Below are 19,216 nucleotides of genomic sequence, written 5' to 3' on the forward strand. Positions count from 1 at the left end.
AATCCGGCACGTCAAGCACAATCCATCCCATGGCTGAAAAAAATTCCCCATCCCCGCAGGGCGCGCTGGACTTCCCGCGCCCGTTCACCACGGTGGACGTGGTCATCTTCACGGTGGTCGACGATGCCCTGCAGGTGCTGCTGGTGCAGCGCCCCGCGGCGGGCAGCGAGCCCTTCCCGGGGCTGTGGGCGCTGCCCGGCGGCTTTGTGGATGTGCGCCAGGACGCGGACCTGCTGGCCTGCGCGCGGCGCAAGCTGCTGGACAAGACGGGTGTGGACAGCCCCTACCTGGAGCAGCTGGGAAGCTGGGGCGGCGCGGCGCGCGACCCGCGTGGCTGGTCGGCCACGCATGTGTATTTCGCGCTGATCCCGGGGCACGACCTGATCCTGGCCAAGGGCGCGAATGCGGCCGATGTGTCGTGGTTTGCCGTCGATGAACTGCTGCGCGAGCCTGCGCTGGCCTTCGACCACGGCGAGATCCTGCGCGCAGCGGTGGAGCGGCTGCGGGGCAAGGTGGAATACACCTCGCTGCCGGCCTTTCTGCTGCCCGAGCCTTTCACGCTGCCGCAGCTGCAGCAGGCCTACGAAGTGGTGCTGGGCCGCCCCGTGGACAAGAGCGGTTTTCGCACGCGCATGATGGCGGCCGGCTTTCTGGTCGAGGCAGGCCAGGTGGAGGGCACGTCACGCCGCCCCGCCATGGGCTACCGCCTGGCCGACCGCAGCGCGCCCGTGGTGTTTCCGCGCACCTTCAGCCCGCGCGGGTGAGGGCGGCCTTCGATCAGGACCAGGATCAGGCGCCCAGCAGGCTGCAAAAGCGCTGCATGTCCACATTGCCGCCGCTGAGGATGATGCCCACACGCCGTCCGTGCAGCTCCTCGCCTTTCTGGCGCGCGGCGGCCAGGCCCAGGCAGCCGGTGGGCTCGACCACGAGCTTCATGCGTGTGGCCAGGAAGCCCATGGCGTCGACCAGCTCGGCATCGCTGGCGGTGAGGATGTCGGTCACGTCGCGCTGGATGATGGGGAAGGTGATGCCGCCCAGGTGCTGGGTCTGGGCGCCGTCGGCAATGGTCTTGGGCGTTTCGATGTGGACGATGCGGCCCGCGCGCAGCGACTGCTGGCCGTCGTTGCCGGCCTCGGGTTCCACGCCGTAGAGCGCGCAGTCGGGGCTGAGCGCGCGGGTGGACAGGGCGGTGCCCGACAGCAGGCCGCCGCCGCCCAGCGGCACGAAGAGGGCGTCCAGCGGGCCGGTTTCCTCGAACAGTTCCTTGGCGGCCGTGCCCTGGCCGGCCAGCACGTCGGCATGGTCGTAGGGCGGGATCAGGGTCAGGCCGTGGCGCTCGGCCAGGTCGCGGCCGATCTGCTCGCGGTCTTCGATATAGCGGTCGTAGACCACCACCTGGCCGCCATAGCCCTTGGTGGCCGCCACCTTGGCGGCGGGCGCGTCATGCGGCATGACGATGGTGGCGGGAATCTCCAGCAGCCGCGCTGCCAGTGCAATGGCCTGGGCGTGGTTGCCCGAGGAAAACGCCACCACGCCGGCCTTGCGCTGCGCCGGGCTGAAGCGCGACAGGGCGTTGAAGGCGCCGCGGAACTTGAAGGCGCCCATGCGCTGCAGGTTCTCGCACTTGAGAAAGACGCGGGCGCCCAGCGCCTCGTCCAGCGTGCGCGAGGTGAGCACGGGCGTGCGGTGGGCATGGCCCTGGATGCGTTGGGCCGCTGCGGCCACGTCGTCATAGGTGGGAAGGCTTGTCATCGGTACGGGAGAGAAGGGGTTGCAGACCGGCGGGGTGCCGGGAGCTATTTGGCGTAGCTGTAGACCGTGGCGCGCGACACGCCCAGGTGGGCGGCAATGGTCTCCATGGAGCGGCGCACATCGAGCAGGCCGGCGCCCTTGAGTTCGCGGACCAGGGCGCGGCGCTCCTCGGGCTTGAGGGCGCGCGGCGTGGTTGCCAGGCGGGCCGCGAACTGATCGATGCGGGCACGCACCGTGTCGGCGCCTGCGCCGGCGCCCGTGGGGTCCAGCATTTCGCGCGCGGGGGTGTCGCCGCTGACGGCGGCAAAGCGGTTGAGCATGCCCTGGAAGCCCTGGAACATCGTCAGGTCCACATTCATGCACAGGGCGGCGATGTAGCGGCCCTCGGAGTCGCGGATGCCGATGGACGTGCTCTTGGCCTGGCGGCCATCGGCGAACTGGTTGGGGTAGTTGGCGATGACCTGCTCGTAGCCGGGGTCGAGGATGCGGGCCAGGCCCAGCTCCGTCGCGCCCTGGCCCACTTCGCGGCCCGACAGGTTGTTGTGGATGGCCAGCACCGCATGGGACGGGTCGAGCAGGTCATGCACCACCACCTCGCAGAACGGGGCAAAGGTCTGGCCCAGGCCTTCTGCGATCTGGGCCAGCTGGTCCAGAAGCTGGCGCTGTTCAGGGGTTCGTTGGGTCATATTGGACATTTTGTTTTGAATTGGACAAAATGTCAAAATCCAGACGACTTCTCTGCGCTTTCCACCATGTTCGACACCCTTGTAGACCTGTTGCAATCCCAGGGCGCGCGTTTTCGCGTGCTGGAACATCCGGCCGAAGGCCGCTCTGACCTGGTCGCCGAAATCCGGGGCACCGCCCCCGGCCAAGGCGCCAAGGCCATGCTCTGCAAGAGCCGCGATGCGGCCGGTGCGGGCGATCCCCAGCTGTTCCTGGCCGTGCTGCCCGGCGACCGCAAGCTGGACTTCAAGCGCCTGGCCCAGGCCGTGGGCGTGCGCAAGGCCACGCTGGCCTCGCCCGAGGAGGCCCAGGCCGCCACGGGCTGCGTGATGGGATCGGTGCCGCCGTTCTCCTTCAACCCGCAGGTGCGCCTGGTGGTGGACCCGGCTCTGGTAGAGCGCTTTGGCGAGATCGCCTTCAACGCGGGCCGGCTGGACCGCTCCATCGTGCTGGACTCGGCCGACTATGTGCGCATTGCCCGGCCCGCGCTGCACAGCCTGAGCGGGGAGGGTGCCGATTGACCATGGATTGACCCTGGCGCGGGGCTGCGCCCACAATCGTCGGCAACGTCCACATCTCCTTGCCTGACCATGTCCACCCCTGCGAAGCAGCACCCTGACCGGCCCGATGCGGCCGGCTTTGTGCGTGCGGCGCTGGCTGCTGCCCTGGCCCAGGTGCAGTCGCATCTGGCGGTCTTGGAGGGCGGTGGCAGCGATGCCGAGACCATTCACCAGCTGCGCGTGGCCCTGCGGCGCCTGCGCACCGTGCTGCGCGAATGCGCGGGGCTGGCGCCCGGCATGCGCGCCGAATGGGATGACCCCCTGGCCCAGGCCTTTACGCAACTGGGCACGCTGCGCGATGCCGATACGCTGGCCGATGTGGTGCGCCCGCTGCTGCAGGCCGCCCATGCGCCCCTGTGCGACTGGCAGGCGCCGCAGGCCGTGCAGGCGGATGCAGCCGCTGCCGTGCGCGAGCCGCCGTTCCTGCAGGCGCTGGCCGAGATCCAGGCGCTGGCGCAGGCGCCGCAGGCAGAGCCATCGGCCCGTTTTGCCCACCTGTCCGCCACAGGCACGCGCAAGTACCTGGCACGGCGGCTGGCGCGCCTGCACCGCCAGGTGCTGCGCGACGGCCGGCACTTCGACCGCCTGCCGCTGGCGCAGCAGCACCGCGTGCGCAAGCGGCTCAAGCGCCTGCGCTACCTGGCGGACTTTGCGCGGGAATTCGCGCCCGGAATGTGGCCCGGCAAAAAGGGCCGGCGCTTTGCCGAGGCGCTGGTGCCCGCCCAGGACGCGCTGGGCCTGCACAACGACATGGCCGTGGCGGCCGAGCATTTCCATGCCGAGGCCGCGCGCGACCCGCGCGCCTGGTTCGCGGCCGGCTACCTGCAGGCCCGCCTGGCTACCAGCGCGCGCAGCAGCCGCCGCGCGCTGCGTGCGCTGGCCCGCGTGCCGGGCTTCTGGGCTGGGCGATAATCCGCCGCTGGCGCACCGCCGCAGCCCCTGGGCCGTGGCGGTGCGCTGTTGCTGAAGGTGCCCCATGCCGTTCACCGGCCAGGGGTTCAACGGGAAGCAGGTGCGCGATGCCATCGAGGTGGCCGCTCGCAATGCCTGCGCTGCCCCCGCAACGGTCAGCGGAATACAACTCCCCACGCTGGCGCGCCACCCACCGGTTGCGCGCCGCAAGCCACTGTGTCTGGACGGACATGGGAAGGCGGGGATGCCTGCTGCAGCGCGCCCACGATGCGCGCCGCAGCGTTCCGCAAGCCCGGATACCGGCCTTCTGCACTGCTTTCGGACGCCGCGGGAGTGCGCCTGTCCGGTCCGGCCCCAGCCTGCGCTGCCGTGGCCGGCTCCGGCGTGCGCGCCGTGCGGCGTGGTTCAGACGATAGGCCCCACGGGTGACTGGGGCAGTTGGATTCAACGCATGCGCTTCGCTTCTTTGGCCGCCGATTGTTCCGGCCCCTTTCCCCTTCTTCCCTTCCTGCGCCCGGCCACCGCTGCGGCCGTGCTGGCCTGCTGCGCCGCAGCGGCCGGCGCCGCACAGGAACCGACGGCCGGCAAAACCGGTGCATCCGCCGACGACGCGCTGGACGCCGTCTTCGTGACCGCCACCGCGCGGCCCGAGGCGCGCAGCCGCATCGCGGGCACCACGCAGACCATCGACCGCGAGGCCATAGAGCGCTCCAGCGCGCGCTCGGTCACCGACCTGCTGGCCGAGAACGCCGTGGGCTTTCTCAGCGAATGGACGGCGGCCCAGACCTCGATGAACCTGCGCGGCGCCTCCACCGACGGCCAGGGGCGCGACTTCCGCAGCCAGGTGCTGGTGCTGGTCAACGGCCGGCGCGCGGGCACGGCCAACCTGTCCAAGCTCAGCCCCTCGGATGTGGAGCGCATCGAGATCGTGCGCGGCCCGTCCTCGGTGATCTACGGCAGCCAGGCCATGGGCGGGGTGGTCAACATCATCATGAAGACGGGGGCGACGGCGCCCGGCACGCGCGCCCAGGTCCAGGCCGGTTCATGGGACCTGTGGCGCACCGATGCGCAGACGGCCGGCGCCAATGACCGCTTCGACTGGTACTTCGGCGTGAGCGCAGGCGGGCGCGGCGACTACGAGTCGGGCGATGGCGGCACGCGCATGGAGAACACGGGCTGGAAGCGGCGCGGCGCCAGCGGCGCCCTGGGCTGGCAGCTGCACGAGCTGCACCGCGTGGAGCTGCAACTGCGCACGGACGGCATCTACAACGCGGGCTTTCGCGGATCGGGCGCCAACATCTACAGCCGAGACAACCGCAGCAACCGCTCGCTGGACCTGACCTACGAAGGTGCACTGCCCGACCAGCGCCTGAGCTGGACGACCCACCTCTACAGCCTGGTCGATACCGACGAGTTCAACTGGGCATCGCCCGTGATCCGCTCGGGCAACAGCGCGGTGCCCGGCACGGCGCGCGACTACAACCACCGCCAGCTGGACGCCACGGGCCTGCGTTTTCAGCCGCGCCTGCGTGTCAGCCAGACCAATGACCTGCTGATGGGCTTTGACTGGGAGCGCAGCAAGCTGCGCTCCGACCGCCTGCGCGTGGCCATGCCGGGCGGCCCGGCGGGCCAGGTTGCGCCCTACGACAACAACCAGACCGAGCAGGTGCACGCGCTGTACTTCGAGGACGCGCAGACCCTGTTCGACGATCGCCTCACGCTGCGTGCCGGCCTGCGCAAGACCTGGGGCACGACGCGCTTCGACGATACGCCCAACCTGGCGCTGGCCCAGGCCAGCACGCGCGACTACGACAACCACACCTGGTCGGCCGGCGCCACCTGGAAGGCCACGGACCGGCTCACGCTGCGCGCTGCGGCCTCCACGGGGTTCCGCGCGCCCACGGCCACGGAGCTGGCTTCGGACTTCACGGCCGTCGGCGGTGGCCGCACCTTCGGCAATCCCAACCTCAAGCCCGAGACCAGCCGCCAGATCGAGGTCGGCGCCGCGCTGCAGCAGCCCGGCTGGCGCGTGGATGCGGCCCTGTTCCAGAACACCATCAGCGACCGCATCATCACCGTCTCGCGCGGGGCGACGACCAACACCTCGGACTACGCCAACAACGCGGCCGACATCGTGGCGCGCGGCCTGGAAATGCAGGCCGACATGGACCTGGCGCGGGCGCTGAACCTGACGGGCCACCAGCTCAAGGCCTGGGCTGGCGGCTACTACCACTTCAGCATGCGGGACAAGGGATCGCCAGCGTCGGCCAATACCGACAAGGTGCAGCGCATGTACCGCTACGAGGCCTCGGCCGGCGTGCGCTACGGGCGCGGCAGCGGGCGGCTGCAGGGCGACTGGAGCCTGCAGCTGTCCACGCTGCTGCGCGGTCCCATGTGGTACGACACGGAAGAGGCGCTGCTCATCCCGCAGGGCGAGCCCAGCAGCACCTTCATCCACCGCAAGGGCGCCTTCACCATCTGGAACCTGCGGGCCGACTACCGCGTGTCGCCGGGCGTCAAGCTGTTCGCAGCCGTCAACAACCTGTTCGACCTGAACCGCCATCCCATCTTCATCGCGCTGGACCGCGCGCCCTGCATCGCCAACCCGGCGTACCAGAACGGCGGCTGCGGAACGTCGATGGCGGGGCGCGAACTCATGGTCGGCCTCCAGGCGGAGTTTTGAGGACCACGGCATGAGGCAATCCAGCACCACGCGCCGCCAGTTGCTGCGCCAGGGCGCGGCAGCGGCCCTGGCCTGCGGCCTGCCCGCGGCATGGGCCGACACCGTCGCTGCAGGCGGGCCGGTGGTGCTGCAGGATGCGCTGGGCCGGCGCGTGGAGATTGCTGCGCCGCCGCAGCGCATCGTCTCCATCTTTGCCTCCAATACCGAGCTGGTGGCCGCGCTGGGCCTGCTGGACCGCGTGGTGGGCGTGGAGGATTTCACGCGCTTTCCACCGGGCGTGGAGCGCATTCCCAAGGTGGGCGGGCGGCTGGGGTTCTCGGTGGACGCCGTGGTGGCGCGCCAGCCGGACCTGGTCATCGTCACGCCCGCGCGCCAGGCGGCGCACCAACTGGTCGATCCCATGGAGCGCATCGGCGTGCCGGTGATGGTGCTGCTCAGCCGCTCGCTGGCCGAGGTGATGGACAACCTGCGCCTGGTGGCCCGCGCCACGGGCGTGCAGGCGCGCGGCCAGGCGCTGGCCCTGGCGCAGGAGGCGCGGCTGCTGCGCGTGGACCGGCTGGTGGCCGGCCAGCCCCGGCCGCGCGCGCTCATGGTCACGGGCCGGCTGGGCAACGGCATGCTGCTGGCGGCCCGGCCGGGCACCTATACCGGCGAGGCCATGGTGCGCGCGGGCGCTTCGTTCGCGCTGGACGGCCTGGGCACGGTGCCCCAGGTCTCGCCCGAGGCCGTGCTGGCCGCCGACCCCGACGTGCTGCTGTTCGCAGGCACGCAGGAGGCCATGCAGGACCTGATCGGCCAGCGCGGCTGGCGCGACCTGCGTGCCGTGCGCGGCGGCCGGGCCACCACGGTGGCGCGCGCCGAGTTCCTGATTCCCGGGCCGCGCACCTTCGGCGGCGTGGAAAAACTCTCGCGCTGGCTGCACCCTGCGGCCTGGGCCGGGGAGGCCGCATGAATTCCCTTTCACATCCACCTGCGTGGCGCCCCTGGGCCGGTGCGGTCCTGCTGCTGCTGGCCAGCTTGCTGATCGCCGCCTGCGCGGGCCACCAGTGGGCCAGCCCGGCCGACCTGCTGGCCGCGCTGGGCGGCGAAGACAGCCTGCGCAGCCGGCTGCTGCTGCAGTGGCGCGTGCCGCGCGTGCTGGCAGCCGCCCTGGTGGGCGCGCTGCTGGGCCTGTCGGGTGCCATCTTCCAGGGCGTGTTCCGCAATCCGCTGGCCGAGCCCTATCTGCTGGGCGCCTCGGGCGGCGCGGCGCTGGGGGCGACTGTCGCCTTGCTGGTTCCCATGCATCTATTGTTCGGCCTGCCCCAGGCATGGACGCTGCCCGTGCTGGCCTTTGCCGGCGCCTGGGGCTCGACCGTGCTGGTGCTGGCCGTCTCGCGCGTGGCCGGTGCCACCGATGCGGCCGGCATGCTGCTGGCCGGCGTGGCGCTGGCGGCCGTGCTGGGCGCGCTGCGCTCGTTCCTGATGCTGGCGCTGTCCGATGAGACGGTGAGCCTGCAGGTGGTGCTCAGCTGGGTGCTGGGCGGCATACAGACGCCGTCGTGGAGCGGGCTGGGCCTGCTGGCCGGTGCCTCCCTGGCCTGCCTGGCCGGGGCCATGGCGCTAGCGCGCGGGCTGGACCTGCTGGGCCTGGGTGCCGATGCGGCCCAGGGCTTCGGCCTGGACGTGGCGCGCTTCACGCCGCTGGCCGTGCTGGCCGGCTCGCTGGTGGTGGCCGTGGCCGTGGCCTATGGCGGGCTGGTGGCCTTCGTGGGGCTGGCTGCGCCGCACATCGCGCGCTGGATGGCGGGACCGCTGCACCGCGCGGCCCTGCCGGCGTCGGCGCTCACGGGCGCCATCATCGTCACGCTGGCCGATGCCATTGCGCGCAGCGTGCTGCCGCCGGCCGAGATTCCGCTGGGCCTGGTCACGGCCGTGGCCGGCGGGCCCTTCTTCATCGTGCTGCTGGCGCGCAGGCTGAGGTCCGCATGAACGGTGCCATCCCTTGCGCCCCACCGCGCCTGCAGGCCCGGTCCCTCACGCTGCGCCACCGTGGCCGCAGCGTGCTGGACGCCGTCTCGCTGCAGCTGCCCGCCTGCGGCGCCGTGGCCCTGGTGGGGCCCAATGGCGCGGGCAAGTCCAGCCTGCTGTCCCTGCTGGCGGGGCTGCAGGCGCCTGCATCCGGCAGCGTGCTGCTGGACGGGCAAGACATTGCAACCCTGCCCGTGGCCGAGCGCGCACGCCGCGTGGGCTACATGCCCCAGCGCTTTGCGCCGCACTGGGACCTGACGCTGGCCGAGCTCATGCACATGCGGCTGGCGGGCCGGGGTGATGTCGAGGCGGCCATTGCAGGCGCCGGGCTGCAGGATTTCGCGCGCAGGCGCTGGTCCACGCTGTCCGGCGGCGAGCAGGCGCGTGCCCTGCTGGCCACCGTGCTGGCCACCGACCCGCCCGTGCTGCTGGCCGACGAGCCCGGCGCCGCGCTGGACGTGCGCCACCGCCTGGCCCTGGTGCAGGCGCTGGCGCAGCGCGGGCGCGAGCGGCTGGTGCTGGTGGTCATGCATGACCTGGACCTGGCGCTGGCGCACTTCGGGCGCGTCATCGTGCTGGACCAGGGGCGCATTGCGCTCGATGGAGCCCCTGCCGAGCTGCTGCATGCGCCGGGGCTGGATGCCGTGTTCGGCGTGGATTTCGAGCGCATCGACGCACCTCCGCAAACCTTGCTGCGCGCGCGGCTGAAACAGGAGAACTGAACCCATGCGCATCGATCTGGCCGGCTGGACGCGCGACGCCACGCGCGGCGGGCACCGTGAATTCCTGGCGCTGTTCGAGCGCGCCGAGCGCCTGGGTTTCCAGGGCGTGTGGTTCAACGAATTCCGCGTGCCCGATACCGCCTGGCCCTATCCCTCGCCCCTGCTGCTGGCCGCCGCCGTGCTGGCGCGCACCGAGCGGCTGCGCGTGGGCACCTCGGTGCTGGTGCTGCCGCTGCACCATCCGCTGATGCTGGCCGAGGAGATTGCCCAGTTGGACCTGCAAAGCGCCGGCCGCATCGACGTGGGCGTTGGCCGGGGCACGGAACCGGCCGCGCTGCGCGCCCTGCAGATCGATGCGGACAGCACGCGCGAGCGCTTTGCGCAGTCCTGCCGCATCCTGGTGGAGGCGCTGTCCGGCAGGCCCATCGTAGCGGGGCAGGGGCCGTGGAGCTTCGAGGACCGGCCCGCCCTGCCTTCGACCGTGCAGCGTCCGCATCCTCCCTTGTATGTGGCCGGCTCCACGGCAGAGACCCTGGGCTTTGCCGTCGATCAGAATCTGCCCCTGCTGCTGAGCCTGGAGCCGCCCGAAGGCATGCAGCTGGAGCGCCTGGAGGCCGCTGCCCTGGAGCGCGGGCGCGATGCCGCCGCGCTGCGTGCGCGTTCATCGCTGGCGCGCTATGTCTGCATCGGTGCCGATGAGGCCGCCGTGCAGGCCCAGCTGGCCACGCTGTGGCCGCAGCTGTACCAGCGGCGCGTGTACTTTGCGGGCAAGCGCGGCGTGCCGGCCGACCAGGTGCTGCCCATCGATGTGCCGCGCGTGCTGGCCGAACAATTCATCCATGGCACGCCCGAGCAGTGCCATGCGCAGATCACCGCCTTGCGCGAGCGCACGGGCATTGGCCAGCTGCGCTGCGTCTTCAACGCCAACGGCCTGTGGAGCGATGCCCAGGCCCTCGCCGGCATGGAACTGTTTGCGCAGGAGGTTCTCCCTTCATTGCGCAGCGCCGTGCCTTTCGCCACCGTCTGACTTCCTCTTTTTTCTGGAGAACCTTCCATGCAAACCGCCAAGATTCCCGCCACCATCGTCACCGGCTTCCTGGGCAGCGGCAAGACCACGCTGCTGCGCCACATCCTGGACAACGCGGGCGGCCGGCGCATTGCCGTCATCGTCAACGAGTTCGGCGAGCTGGGCATCGACGGCGAGATCCTCAAGGGCTGCGGCATCGGCTGCGACGACGAGGGCAACGAGCGCGAAGGCGCGCTGTACGAGCTGGCCAACGGCTGCATGTGCTGCACGGTGCAGGAAGAGTTCTTCCCCGTGATGCGCGCGCTGGCCGAGCGCCGCGACCAGATCGACGCCGTGATCATCGAGACCTCGGGCCTGGCCCTGCCCAAGCCCCTGGTCCAGGCCTTCCAGTGGCCCGAGATCGCCAACGTGTTCACCGTGGACGCGGTGGTCACCGTGGTGGACACGCCAGCGGCCGCCAGCGGCCAGTTCGCCGCCAATCCCCAGGCCGTGGACGAGCTGCGCCGTGCCGACCCCAACCTGGACCACGAGTCGCCGCTGCACGAACTGTTCGAGGACCAGCTGGGCGCGGCCGACCTGGTGGTGCTCAACAAGACCGACCTGGCCGATGCCGAGGCCCTGGCCCGCGTGACCGCCCTGGTGCGCGAGGAGCTGCCGCCCGAGGTCAAGATCGTGCAATCGTCCCAGGGCCGCCTGCCGCTGGACGTGGTGCTGGGCCTGGCCAAGGCGGCCGAGACCACCATCGACCAGCGCGTGAGCCACCATGACCACGACGAGGACCATGACCACGACGACTTCGACTCCTACGTGATCGACCTGCCCGCCGTGGACCGCCACCGCCTGCTGGCCGCGCTGGAGACGCTGGTGGAGCAGCACAGCATCCTGCGCGTCAAGGGCTTTGCCGACATCCCGGGCAAGCCCATGCGCTGGCTGCTGCAGGGCGTGGGCCGCCGCTTCGACCACCATTTCGACCGCGCCTGGCGCGAGGGCGAGGCACGCGGCACGCGCCTGGTGTTCATCGGGCAAGACCTTGACGAAGCAGCGCTGCGCAAGGGCCTGGAGAATGTGGCCGCCTGACCTTCCGATTCCGTACTGAAACCTGTTCCATGCACCTGCTGTCCACGCGCCCCGGCGGCTTCGTCGAGGATGAGAGCATCGTCACCCGCCTCGACCAGACGCCGGCCGACATCGTCATCCTGAGCTCGGCCGACACCACGCTGGCCCTGCTGTCATCGGCCGTGGCCGCGCTGGCCGGGGCGTCGGCGGACTTCCCCTCGGTGCGGCTGGCCAATCTGCTGTACCTGCGCCAGCCGGCCTCGCTGGACCTGTATGTGGACGAGGTGCTGCGCCATGCGCGCGTGGTCATCGTGGACCACCTGGGCTCGGAGTCGGCCTGGCCCTACGGCATCGAGCAGATCGGCTCGCTGGCGCGCCGCAAGGGCCAGCGCCTGGCCATGTTCTCGGGTGACCTGCAGGAAGACCCGCACCTGCTGGCGCGCAGCACGCTGCCGGCCGCCGCCTGCCGCCAGCTGTGGCAATACCTGCGCTCGGGCGGCGCGGCCAATGCGCGCGAATTCCTCAAGGCCACCGTCTACCACGGGCTGGACCGGGGCGATGCGCCGCTGCCGCCGCGCACCCTGCCGCAGGCGGCTGTCCACGTTCCCCCGGCGCTGTTCGCTGCCAGGAGCCATGCCCAGGTCCAGGCCCCGGTCCATGCCCATGACGTGGCCGGCATCGACGACCTGCAGCGCGCCTGGACGCCGGGCGCGCCCACCGTGGCCCTGGTGTTCTACCGCTCCCACCTGCTGGCGGGCAATACGGCAGCCTTCGACGCCATGGCCCTGTCGCTGCAGCAGCGCGGCATGAACCCGCTGCCCGTGGCGCTGGACTCGCTCAAGGACCCGCTGTGCCTGGCCACGCTGCGCCAGCTCTGCGAAGACCATGCCGTGCAGCTGGTGCTCAACACCACGGCGTTCTCGGCGCTGGAATCGGGCACGGCCCTGGCCGGCGATGCGCCCGTGCTGCAGGTCATTGCCAGCGGCGGAAACCGCGAGGACTGGTGGGCCGACAGCCAGGGCCTGCGCCCGCGCGACATCGCCATGCAGGTGGTGCTGCCGGAGATGGATGGCCGCATCATCACGCGCGCCATCAGCTTCAAGGGCCTGTCCCACCGCTGCGCCTTCACCCAGGCCGACGTGGTGGCCTACCAGCCCGAGCCAGACCGCGTGGACTTCGTGGCCGACCTGGCCTGGCGCTGGTGCCGCCTGCGCAGCCTGCCCGCGCGCGACAAGCGCCTGGCCCTGGTGCTGGCCAACTATCCGGGCAGCGAAGGCCGCATCGGCAGCGGCGTGGGGCTGGATACGCCGGCCTCGGTGATCGCCATCCTTCAGCACCTGGCGGCCGAAGGCCATGAGTTGGGCGACCCCGCGCAGCTGCCCGCCGATGGCGAGGCGCTGATGCACACCCTGCAGCAGGGCATTGCCAACGACCCGGCCCAGTGGCCGCTGCGCCCGGCCTGGCAAAGCTATGCGCTGGACGAGTACCTGGCACGCCTGGCCGCGCTGCCGGACGGCATGGCCCACGCCATCACGGCGCGCTGGGGCGCGCCCGAGGCCGACCCGCTGCTGCGCCAGGGCCGATTCATGATCGCGGGCCTGCGCCTGGGCCATGTCTTTGTCGGCATACAGCCGGCGCGTGCATTGGTCGGTAAAGGCATGGGCGCGCAGGACTATGCGAGCTACCACGATGCCGAGCTGGTGCCGCCCCACAGCTACCTGGCCTTCTACTTCTGGCTGCGCGACCGCTTTGCCGTGGACGCCATGGTCCACGTGGGCAAGCATGGCAACCTCGAATGGCTGCCGGGCAAGAGCCTGGCGCTGTCGGGCGCGTGCTGGCCCGATGCCATCCTCGGCCCGCTGCCGCACCTGTACCCCTTCATCGTCAACGATCCCGGCGAAGGCGCCCAGGCCAAGCGCCGCAGCCAGGCCGTGATCATCGACCACCTGATGCCGCCGCTGACGCGCGCCGAAAACCACGGCCCGCTGCAGGACCTGGAGCGCCTGGTGGACGAGTACTACGATGCCCTGCTGGTCGATGCGCGGCGCGGCGCGCTGCTGCGCCGCCAGATCCTGGACATCGTGCGCCGCCAGCACCTGGACCAGGAGCTGGACCTGGCGCCCGGTGCCGCGCAGGACGACGATGCCGTGCTCGAACGCATAGACGCCTACCTGTGCGAGCTCAAGGAAACCCAGATCCGCGACGGCCTGCATGTCTTCGGCGCCTCGCCTCAAGGCCGCCAGCGCCGCGACACGCTGCTGGCGCTGGCGCGCTTCCCGTCGGACGAAGGCCAGGGCCTGATCCAGGCGCTGGCTGCCGACCTGCTGGACAGCCCCGGGTTCGACCCGCTGCGCATGGAGCCTGCACGCCCCTGGACCGGCGCGCGCCCCGCCGCACTGCAGGCCGTGAGCGACGAGCCCTGGCGCCATGAGGGCGACACCCGCGAGCGCCTGGAGCTGCTGGCGCAGCAGTTGCTGGAGGGCGAGACCGAAGCCCATGACTGGCCGCAGACCCAGGCCGCGCTGGAACAGGTGCACGCCGTGCTGGCGCCCGCGCTGGATGCCTGTGGCGGCGAGGAACTGCGCCAGCTGCTGCGCGGCCTGCAGGGCCGCTTCGTGCCGCCCGGTCCCAGCGGATCGCCCTCGCGCGGGCGGCCCGACGTGCTGCCCACGGGGCGCAATTTCTACACGCTGGACACGCGCGCCATTCCCACCCAGGCCGCCTGGGAGCTGGGCCAGCAGGCCACGCTCAGGCTGCTGGAGCGCTATCTGCAGGAGCATGGCGAGTACCCGCGCACCCTGGGCCTGTCGGTCTGGGGCACGGCCACCATGCGCACGGGCGGCGACGACATCGCCCAGGCCTTTGCGCTGATCGGCGTGCGACCCAAATGGGCTCCCGGCAGCCAGCGCGTGGTGGACTTCGAGGTGGTGCCGCGCGTGGGCATGGGCCGGCCGCGCGTGGATGTGACGCTGCGCATCTCGGGCTTCTTCCGCGATGCCTTCCCGGGCGCCGTGCAGATGTTCGACGCGGCCGTGCAGGCCGTGGCCGCGCTGGATGAGGACGCCGAGGACAACCCCATACGCGCGCGCATCCTGGCCGAGGCCGAGCAACTGCAGGCGCAGGGCATGGACGCCGTGCAGGCCCGCCTGCAGGCCGGCTGGCGCGTGTTCGGCGCGCCGCCCGGCCACTATGGATCGGGACTGGGCGGACTGTTCCAGAGCGGTGATTGGCAGGGCGATGCCGACCTGGCCCAGGCCTACCTGGGCTGGAGCCAGCACGCCTACGGCCAGGACGCCGAGGGCGTGCCCGCAGGCGATGCGCTGCGCCGCCGCCTGGGCGAGCTCGACGTGGTGGCCCACAACCAGGACAGCCGCGAGCACGACATCCTCGACTCGGGCGACTACTTCCAGTTCCAGGGCGGCATGGCCTCGGCCGTGCGCCACCTCTCGGGCCGCCAGCCCGCGCTCTACCACGGCGACCACGCCAACCCGGCCCAGCCGCGCGTGCGCTCGCTCAAGGAAGAGATTGCGCGCGTGGTGCGCTCGCGCGTCACCAATCCCAAGTGGATGGACGGCGCCAAGCGCCACGGCTACAAGGGCGCCTTCGAGATGGCGGCCACGGTGGACTATCTCTTCGGCTTCGATGCCACCACGCAGCAGGTGGGCGACCACCAGTACGCCCTGGTGGCCGACGCCTATGTGCTGGATGCGGCCACGCGCGACTTTCTCGTGCAGCACAATCCGCAGGCCCTGCGCGACATGCTGGAGCGCCTGCTCGAAGCCATGCAGCGCGGCCTGTGGGAGCAGCCCGGCGACTATCGCCAGCAGCTGGAAGACCTGCTGCTGGAACATGAAAACCATCTCGAAGGATTGCGCGGATGACCGCCTCCCCTGACCTGGGCAGCGGCGCCCAGCCCGCGCTGCCGCCGCTGTTTCCCTTTGCCGCCATCGCCGGCCAGCCCCTGCTGTGCCAGGCGCTGCTGCTGGCCGCCATCGACCCGCAACTGGGCGGCGTGCTGATCGAGGGGCCGCGCGGCACGGCCAAATCCACGGCCGCGCGTGCGCTGGCCGAGCTCATCGATGCCGCGCCCTTCGTCACGCTGCCGCTGGGCGCTTCGCTGGAGCATCTGGCCGGCTCGCTGGACCTGGGCCAGGCCATGGCCGGCCATGCGCTCAAATTCGCGCCCGGCCTGCTGGCGCGCGCCCATGGCGGCGTGCTCTATGTGGACGAGATCAACCTGCTGCCCGATGCCCTGGTCGATGTGCTGCTGGATGCCGCCGCCAGCGGCGTCAACGTGGTCGAGCGCGACGGCATCTCGCACCGCCACGCGGCGCGCTTCGTGCTGGTGGGCACCATGAACCCCGAGGAAGGCCAACTGCGCCCGCAGCTGCTGGACCGCCTGGGCCTGTGCGTGCGCCTGGCCAATGTGCAGGATGCGGCCCAGCGCCAGGCCATCGTGCGCGCGCGGCTGCTGTTCGATGCCGACCCGGCCGCCTTCCGCGCCCGCCATGCAGACGCCCAGGCCGCGCTGGCTGCCCAGCTGCGCACGGCACGCGAGCGCCTGCAGCCGGCCGGCGCGCTGCCCTGGTCCGACGCGGTGCTGCAGGCCGCCGGAGCGCTGTGCATTGCCGCCCAGGTGGACGGCCTGCGGGCCGACCTGGTGCTGCTGCGCGCCGCCCGCGCCTGGGCCGCCTGGCTGGGCGATGCCGAGGTCAGGCCCGACCATGTGCAGGCCGTGGCCGAGCTGGTGCTGGTGCACCGCCGCAAGCCGGGGGCGCCGCAGCCGCCGCAGCAGCAGCAGCCATCCCCACAGCAAGCGCCATCGAATCCGCCTTCGCAGTCGCCGGCACAAAGCCGGCCGCCTGCGGAATCCACGGCCAACGGCGCAGGCGACAGCCCGCCCTCCGAGGCCGACTGGGGCGCCATGCCGCCCGAGCCCGTGGGCCTGCTGCGTGTCGCCGTGCCCTCATTGCTGGCCCGCGAGGCCGCAAAGGCGGGAGCGCCCGCCACAAAAAAAGCCTGAGCCCCCGCGGCCCCGCGCCACAGGCAAGGGCTGCGGGGGCGGGCCAGCAGGCCTCCAGCCAGCCCCGGCTGGCTCAGTCGCAAGGCGGGCAGGCCACCGGCAGCTGGGACTGGCCGCGCACGCTGGCCGCGCGCGGCGCCCAGGCACTGGCGCCTGAACATCTGCAGCGCCGCCGCGAGCCGCCGCAGGCCACGCGGCTGCATTGCTTTGTGCTCGATTGCTCGGCTTCCATGGCCGCCAGCGGCGCACTGGCGCGGGCCAAGGGCGTGCTGCTGTCGCTGATGGAAGAGGCCTACCGTCGCCGCGAGCAGGTGGCGCTGATCTGCTTTGCGGGCACGCGCGTGGAATTGCGCCTGCCGCCGCGCAAGGCTGCGGCCTGGAATGACGACTGGATCGCTCCCATTGGCGGGGGCGGCGGCACGCCGCTGCAGGCGGCCGTGGAACAGGCGGGCCAGTTGCTGCAGCGCCATTGCGGCGCAGACGCCTCCTGCCAGGGCTGGCTGTGGCTGCTCACCGACGGCCGCACGCGCGAGCGGCCTGCGCGGCCTGCGGCGGCGCAGGAGGCGGGCATCGTGGACTTTGAATCAGGCCGCGTGCGCCTGGGCCGGGCCGCTGCGCTGGCTGCCGCCTGGGACGCACGCCATGTGCGGGCTGATGATTTCGCAGGCTGATCTGCGGCTCTGACGAGATCAGGCCGGCCAGCTCAGCTCGAACAGCGCGCCGCCGCGCTCGCCCGGCAGGCACTGCGCCCGCCCGCCATGGGCCTGGGCAATGGCCTGCACCACGGCCAGGCCCAGTCCGCTGCCGTTGCCTGCACCCACGCTGGCATTCCTTCGGCTGCGGGCGCCTTCACCGCGCTGGAAGGCGTCGAAGATGCGCGGCGCAAGGTCTGCCGCCACGCCGGGGCCGCTGTCTTCCACGCGCACGGTGCACAGGCCGTGGCGCACGCGCGCGGCCACCAGCAGCGGGCCCGGCTGCGCGTACTGCATGGCGTTTTCCAGCAGGGCCAGCAGGGCCTGGCGTATGCGCACGGGGTCGCAGACCACGGGCTGGTCATCGAGCTCCATCGCCAGCTGCAGGCCCGCCTGCTCCAGCGCCGGTCCCACGGCCAGGGCCACCGAGCGCACCTCGCCCGCCAGGCAGGTCTGGCGCAGCTGCAATTGCAGATGGCCGTTTTCCTGCAGGCCCAGCAGGCGCAGGTCGTCGATCAGGCGGGTCAGCCCCTCGACCTGGGTCATCAGGCTGGCCAGCATGTCCTTGCTGGGCAGGAAGACGCCGTCGGACAGTCCCTGCAGCCGCCCGCTGAGAATGGTCACGGGCGTGCGCAGCTCATGGGCGATGGCCGCGCTCCAGAAGGCGCGCTCCTGCGCCATGCCTTCCAGGCGCCGGGCCAGGCTGTTGAAGTCGTGCACCAGCTGCGCGGCCTCGTGCAGCGCGCTGTCGTCCGTGCTGGCGCGCGCCGAGAGGTCTCCCTCGGCCAGCTGGCGCAGGCTGATGGCCACCGAGTCCAGCGAGGGCAGGATGCGCCGCGACAGCCGCGTGGCCACGAAGATGGCGATCAGCATGGCCACCACCAGGGTCAGCAGCACCCAGGCCAGCTCCACGCTGGAGGGCATCCAGCCGTCGGAGACGCTGGCCGGGTGAAAGGTCAGCAGCAGCGCATAGAAGGCGTACGAGCCCAGCACGCACAGCACCACCACGGCCAGCGTGACGGCCGACATGGTCAGCACCACCTGCCGGCGCAGCCCGGCCGCTGCGCTCATGACGGCACTCCCCGGCCTGCGGCCTGTGCGGCGCTCATGGGTCCATCCCCAGCCGGTAGCCCACGCTGCGCACGCTGTCGGGCATGCCCTGCAGGCCCAGGCCTTCGAGTTTCTTGCGCAGCTTGCTGATGTGGCTGTCCACGGTGCGCTCCAGCGTGTGGCCTTCGGGCAGGCAGCTCAGCAGCAGCTCGGCGCGGCTGAACACGCGCCGGGGCGAACGCACCAGGCTGGCCAGCAGGTTGAATTCGGTCACGGTGAGTTCGGGCACATGCGTGGCGCCCTGCACCTGCACGCTGACCTCGCGGCTGTCCAGGTCCACGCGAAAGGGGCCGGCCTGCAGCAGCTTGGTATCGCGGAGACGGCCCTGCCCGCAGCGGCGCAGCACGGCCTGCACGCGCGCCACGACCTCGGCCGCGTTGAAGGGCTTGCCCACGTAGTCGTCCGCGCCAATGCGCAGGCCGATGAGCTTGTCCACGTCCTGGTTGAGGGCGGTGAGCATGATGACGGGCGTGTCGCCGCGCCGGCGGATTTCGGACAGCACCTGCCAGCCGTCGAGGCGTGGCATCTGCACGTCGAGAAGTACGAGATCGGGTTTCAAGTGGTGGTGCAGTTCAAGGGCCTGCTGGCCATCGGCGGCATGCACGGTGCGCAGGTCGCTGCGGGCCAGGTAGGCGCACAGGATGTCTGCGATCTCGGGCTCGTCCTCGGCGACGAGGATGAGCGATGTCGATGGCTGGAAAGGCAAGGGCTGGGCAATGATAGAAGCCATTTTGGGGTCGCGGCGGGGGCTGTGTTCATCTCCATCGTTCTTCCACATTTCCCGGGCCGAAATGCCATCGAAAGAACGCAAGCTGTTTCCCTGTGCCGCCGCAATTGGCCGGCATGCGAAACAAATCCCTGAATATGAAGTCACAGCGGCAATGCCGTATGAGCGGGTGGGAGAGCTGTTAGCTTTGCAGCGGCTCCATGGATGAATGGCCCTGGC

At 71.2% G+C, this 19,216-nt stretch carries 16 protein-coding genes and 1 riboswitch; of the genes, 12 read left to right on the forward strand and 4 right to left on the reverse strand.

Annotation, left to right across the window (positions count from 1 at the left end; genetic code table 11):
- The first annotated feature begins 29 nt into the window (after window positions 1-29).
- Entirely contained in the window at window positions 30-764 is a 735-nt protein-coding gene (locus DELCS14_RS04235) for an NUDIX domain-containing protein (protein ID WP_013800597.1), read from the forward strand.
- A 25-nt stretch (window positions 765-789) separates the two neighbouring features.
- On the opposite strand, the gene DELCS14_RS04240 is transcribed toward DELCS14_RS04235, so the two are convergent.
- The gene (locus DELCS14_RS04240; RefSeq protein ID WP_013800598.1) at window positions 790-1,752 is read right to left on the reverse strand and encodes a threo-3-hydroxy-L-aspartate ammonia-lyase; all 963 of its coding nucleotides are present in this window, start codon (window positions 1,750-1,752) and stop codon (window positions 790-792) included.
- Between the two features lie 44 nt (window positions 1,753-1,796).
- Complete coding sequence (locus DELCS14_RS04245; RefSeq protein ID WP_013800599.1) at window positions 1,797-2,438, reverse strand: helix-turn-helix transcriptional regulator; 642 nt, start codon at window positions 2,436-2,438, stop codon at window positions 1,797-1,799.
- A 66-nt stretch (window positions 2,439-2,504) separates the two neighbouring features.
- Here DELCS14_RS04245 and DELCS14_RS04250 point away from each other — a divergent pair, with 66 nt between their 5' ends.
- The 11 genes from DELCS14_RS04250 (at window position 2,505) to DELCS14_RS04300 (ending at window position 17,139) form a co-directional block, all read left to right on the forward strand.
- Complete coding sequence (locus DELCS14_RS04250) at window positions 2,505-2,996, forward strand: YbaK/prolyl-tRNA synthetase associated domain-containing protein (protein WP_012207551.1); 492 nt, start codon at window positions 2,505-2,507, stop codon at window positions 2,994-2,996.
- Window positions 2,997-3,065: 69 nt separating this feature from the next.
- Window positions 3,066-3,947 (forward strand): CHAD domain-containing protein, encoded by an 882-nt coding sequence (locus DELCS14_RS04255; protein WP_013800600.1) that lies wholly within the window; start codon window positions 3,066-3,068, stop codon window positions 3,945-3,947.
- 38 nt (window positions 3,948-3,985) lie between these two features.
- Window positions 3,986-4,270, forward strand: a riboswitch (cobalamin riboswitch).
- 128 nt (window positions 4,271-4,398) lie between these two features.
- Window positions 4,399-6,630, forward strand: coding sequence for a TonB-dependent receptor (locus DELCS14_RS04260; protein ID WP_013800601.1), 2,232 nt, complete (start codon window positions 4,399-4,401; stop codon window positions 6,628-6,630).
- A gap of 10 nt (window positions 6,631-6,640) precedes the next feature.
- Window positions 6,641-7,582: an ABC transporter substrate-binding protein gene (locus DELCS14_RS04265; RefSeq protein WP_013800602.1), complete on the forward strand. Its 942-nt coding sequence runs from the start codon at window positions 6,641-6,643 to the stop codon at window positions 7,580-7,582.
- A complete protein-coding gene (locus DELCS14_RS04270) occupies window positions 7,579-8,601 on the forward strand; it encodes an iron ABC transporter permease (RefSeq protein WP_012207547.1) in 1,023 nt (340 codons plus the stop codon). Before DELCS14_RS04265 ends, DELCS14_RS04270 begins: the two co-directional genes overlap by 4 nt.
- Window positions 8,598-9,362 carry an ABC transporter ATP-binding protein gene (locus tag DELCS14_RS04275; protein WP_013800603.1) on the forward strand — a complete coding sequence of 255 codons (765 nt, stop codon included), beginning with the start codon at window positions 8,598-8,600 and terminating at the stop codon, window positions 9,360-9,362. The genes DELCS14_RS04270 and DELCS14_RS04275 overlap by 4 nt, the downstream gene beginning before the upstream one ends.
- A 4-nt stretch (window positions 9,363-9,366) precedes the next feature.
- Window positions 9,367-10,389, forward strand: coding sequence for an LLM class flavin-dependent oxidoreductase (locus DELCS14_RS04280; RefSeq protein WP_013800604.1), 1,023 nt, complete (start codon window positions 9,367-9,369; stop codon window positions 10,387-10,389).
- A gap of 27 nt (window positions 10,390-10,416) precedes the next feature.
- Window positions 10,417-11,466, forward strand: coding sequence for a cobalamin biosynthesis protein CobW (cobW, locus tag DELCS14_RS04285; protein WP_013800605.1), 1,050 nt, complete (start codon window positions 10,417-10,419; stop codon window positions 11,464-11,466).
- 29 nt (window positions 11,467-11,495) lie between these two features.
- Window positions 11,496-15,326 (forward strand): cobaltochelatase subunit CobN, encoded by a 3,831-nt coding sequence (gene cobN, locus DELCS14_RS04290; RefSeq protein WP_013800606.1) that lies wholly within the window; start codon window positions 11,496-11,498, stop codon window positions 15,324-15,326.
- Window positions 15,323-16,468 carry an AAA family ATPase gene (locus DELCS14_RS04295; RefSeq protein WP_013800607.1) on the forward strand — a complete coding sequence of 382 codons (1,146 nt, stop codon included), beginning with the start codon at window positions 15,323-15,325 and terminating at the stop codon, window positions 16,466-16,468. The genes cobN and DELCS14_RS04295 overlap by 4 nt, the downstream gene beginning before the upstream one ends.
- 209 nt (window positions 16,469-16,677) lie before the next feature.
- Window positions 16,678-17,139: a VWA domain-containing protein gene (locus DELCS14_RS04300; RefSeq protein WP_157158234.1), complete on the forward strand. Its 462-nt coding sequence runs from the start codon at window positions 16,678-16,680 to the stop codon at window positions 17,137-17,139.
- Window positions 17,140-17,157: 18 nt separating this feature from the next.
- Here the strand turns inward: DELCS14_RS04300 and DELCS14_RS04305 are convergent, their stop codons facing one another.
- On the reverse strand, window positions 17,158-18,231 hold the full coding sequence (locus DELCS14_RS04305) for an ATP-binding protein (RefSeq protein ID WP_013800609.1): 1,074 nt from the start codon (window positions 18,229-18,231) through the stop codon (window positions 17,158-17,160).
- 34 nt (window positions 18,232-18,265) lie between these two features.
- Window positions 18,266-19,000: a response regulator gene (locus tag DELCS14_RS04310; RefSeq protein WP_016448779.1), complete on the reverse strand. Its 735-nt coding sequence runs from the start codon at window positions 18,998-19,000 to the stop codon at window positions 18,266-18,268.
- Window positions 19,001-19,216 lie beyond the last annotated feature (216 nt).

Source organism: Delftia sp. Cs1-4 (assembly GCF_000214395.1).
Lineage (GTDB): Bacteria > Pseudomonadota > Gammaproteobacteria > Burkholderiales > Burkholderiaceae_C > Comamonas > Comamonas acidovorans.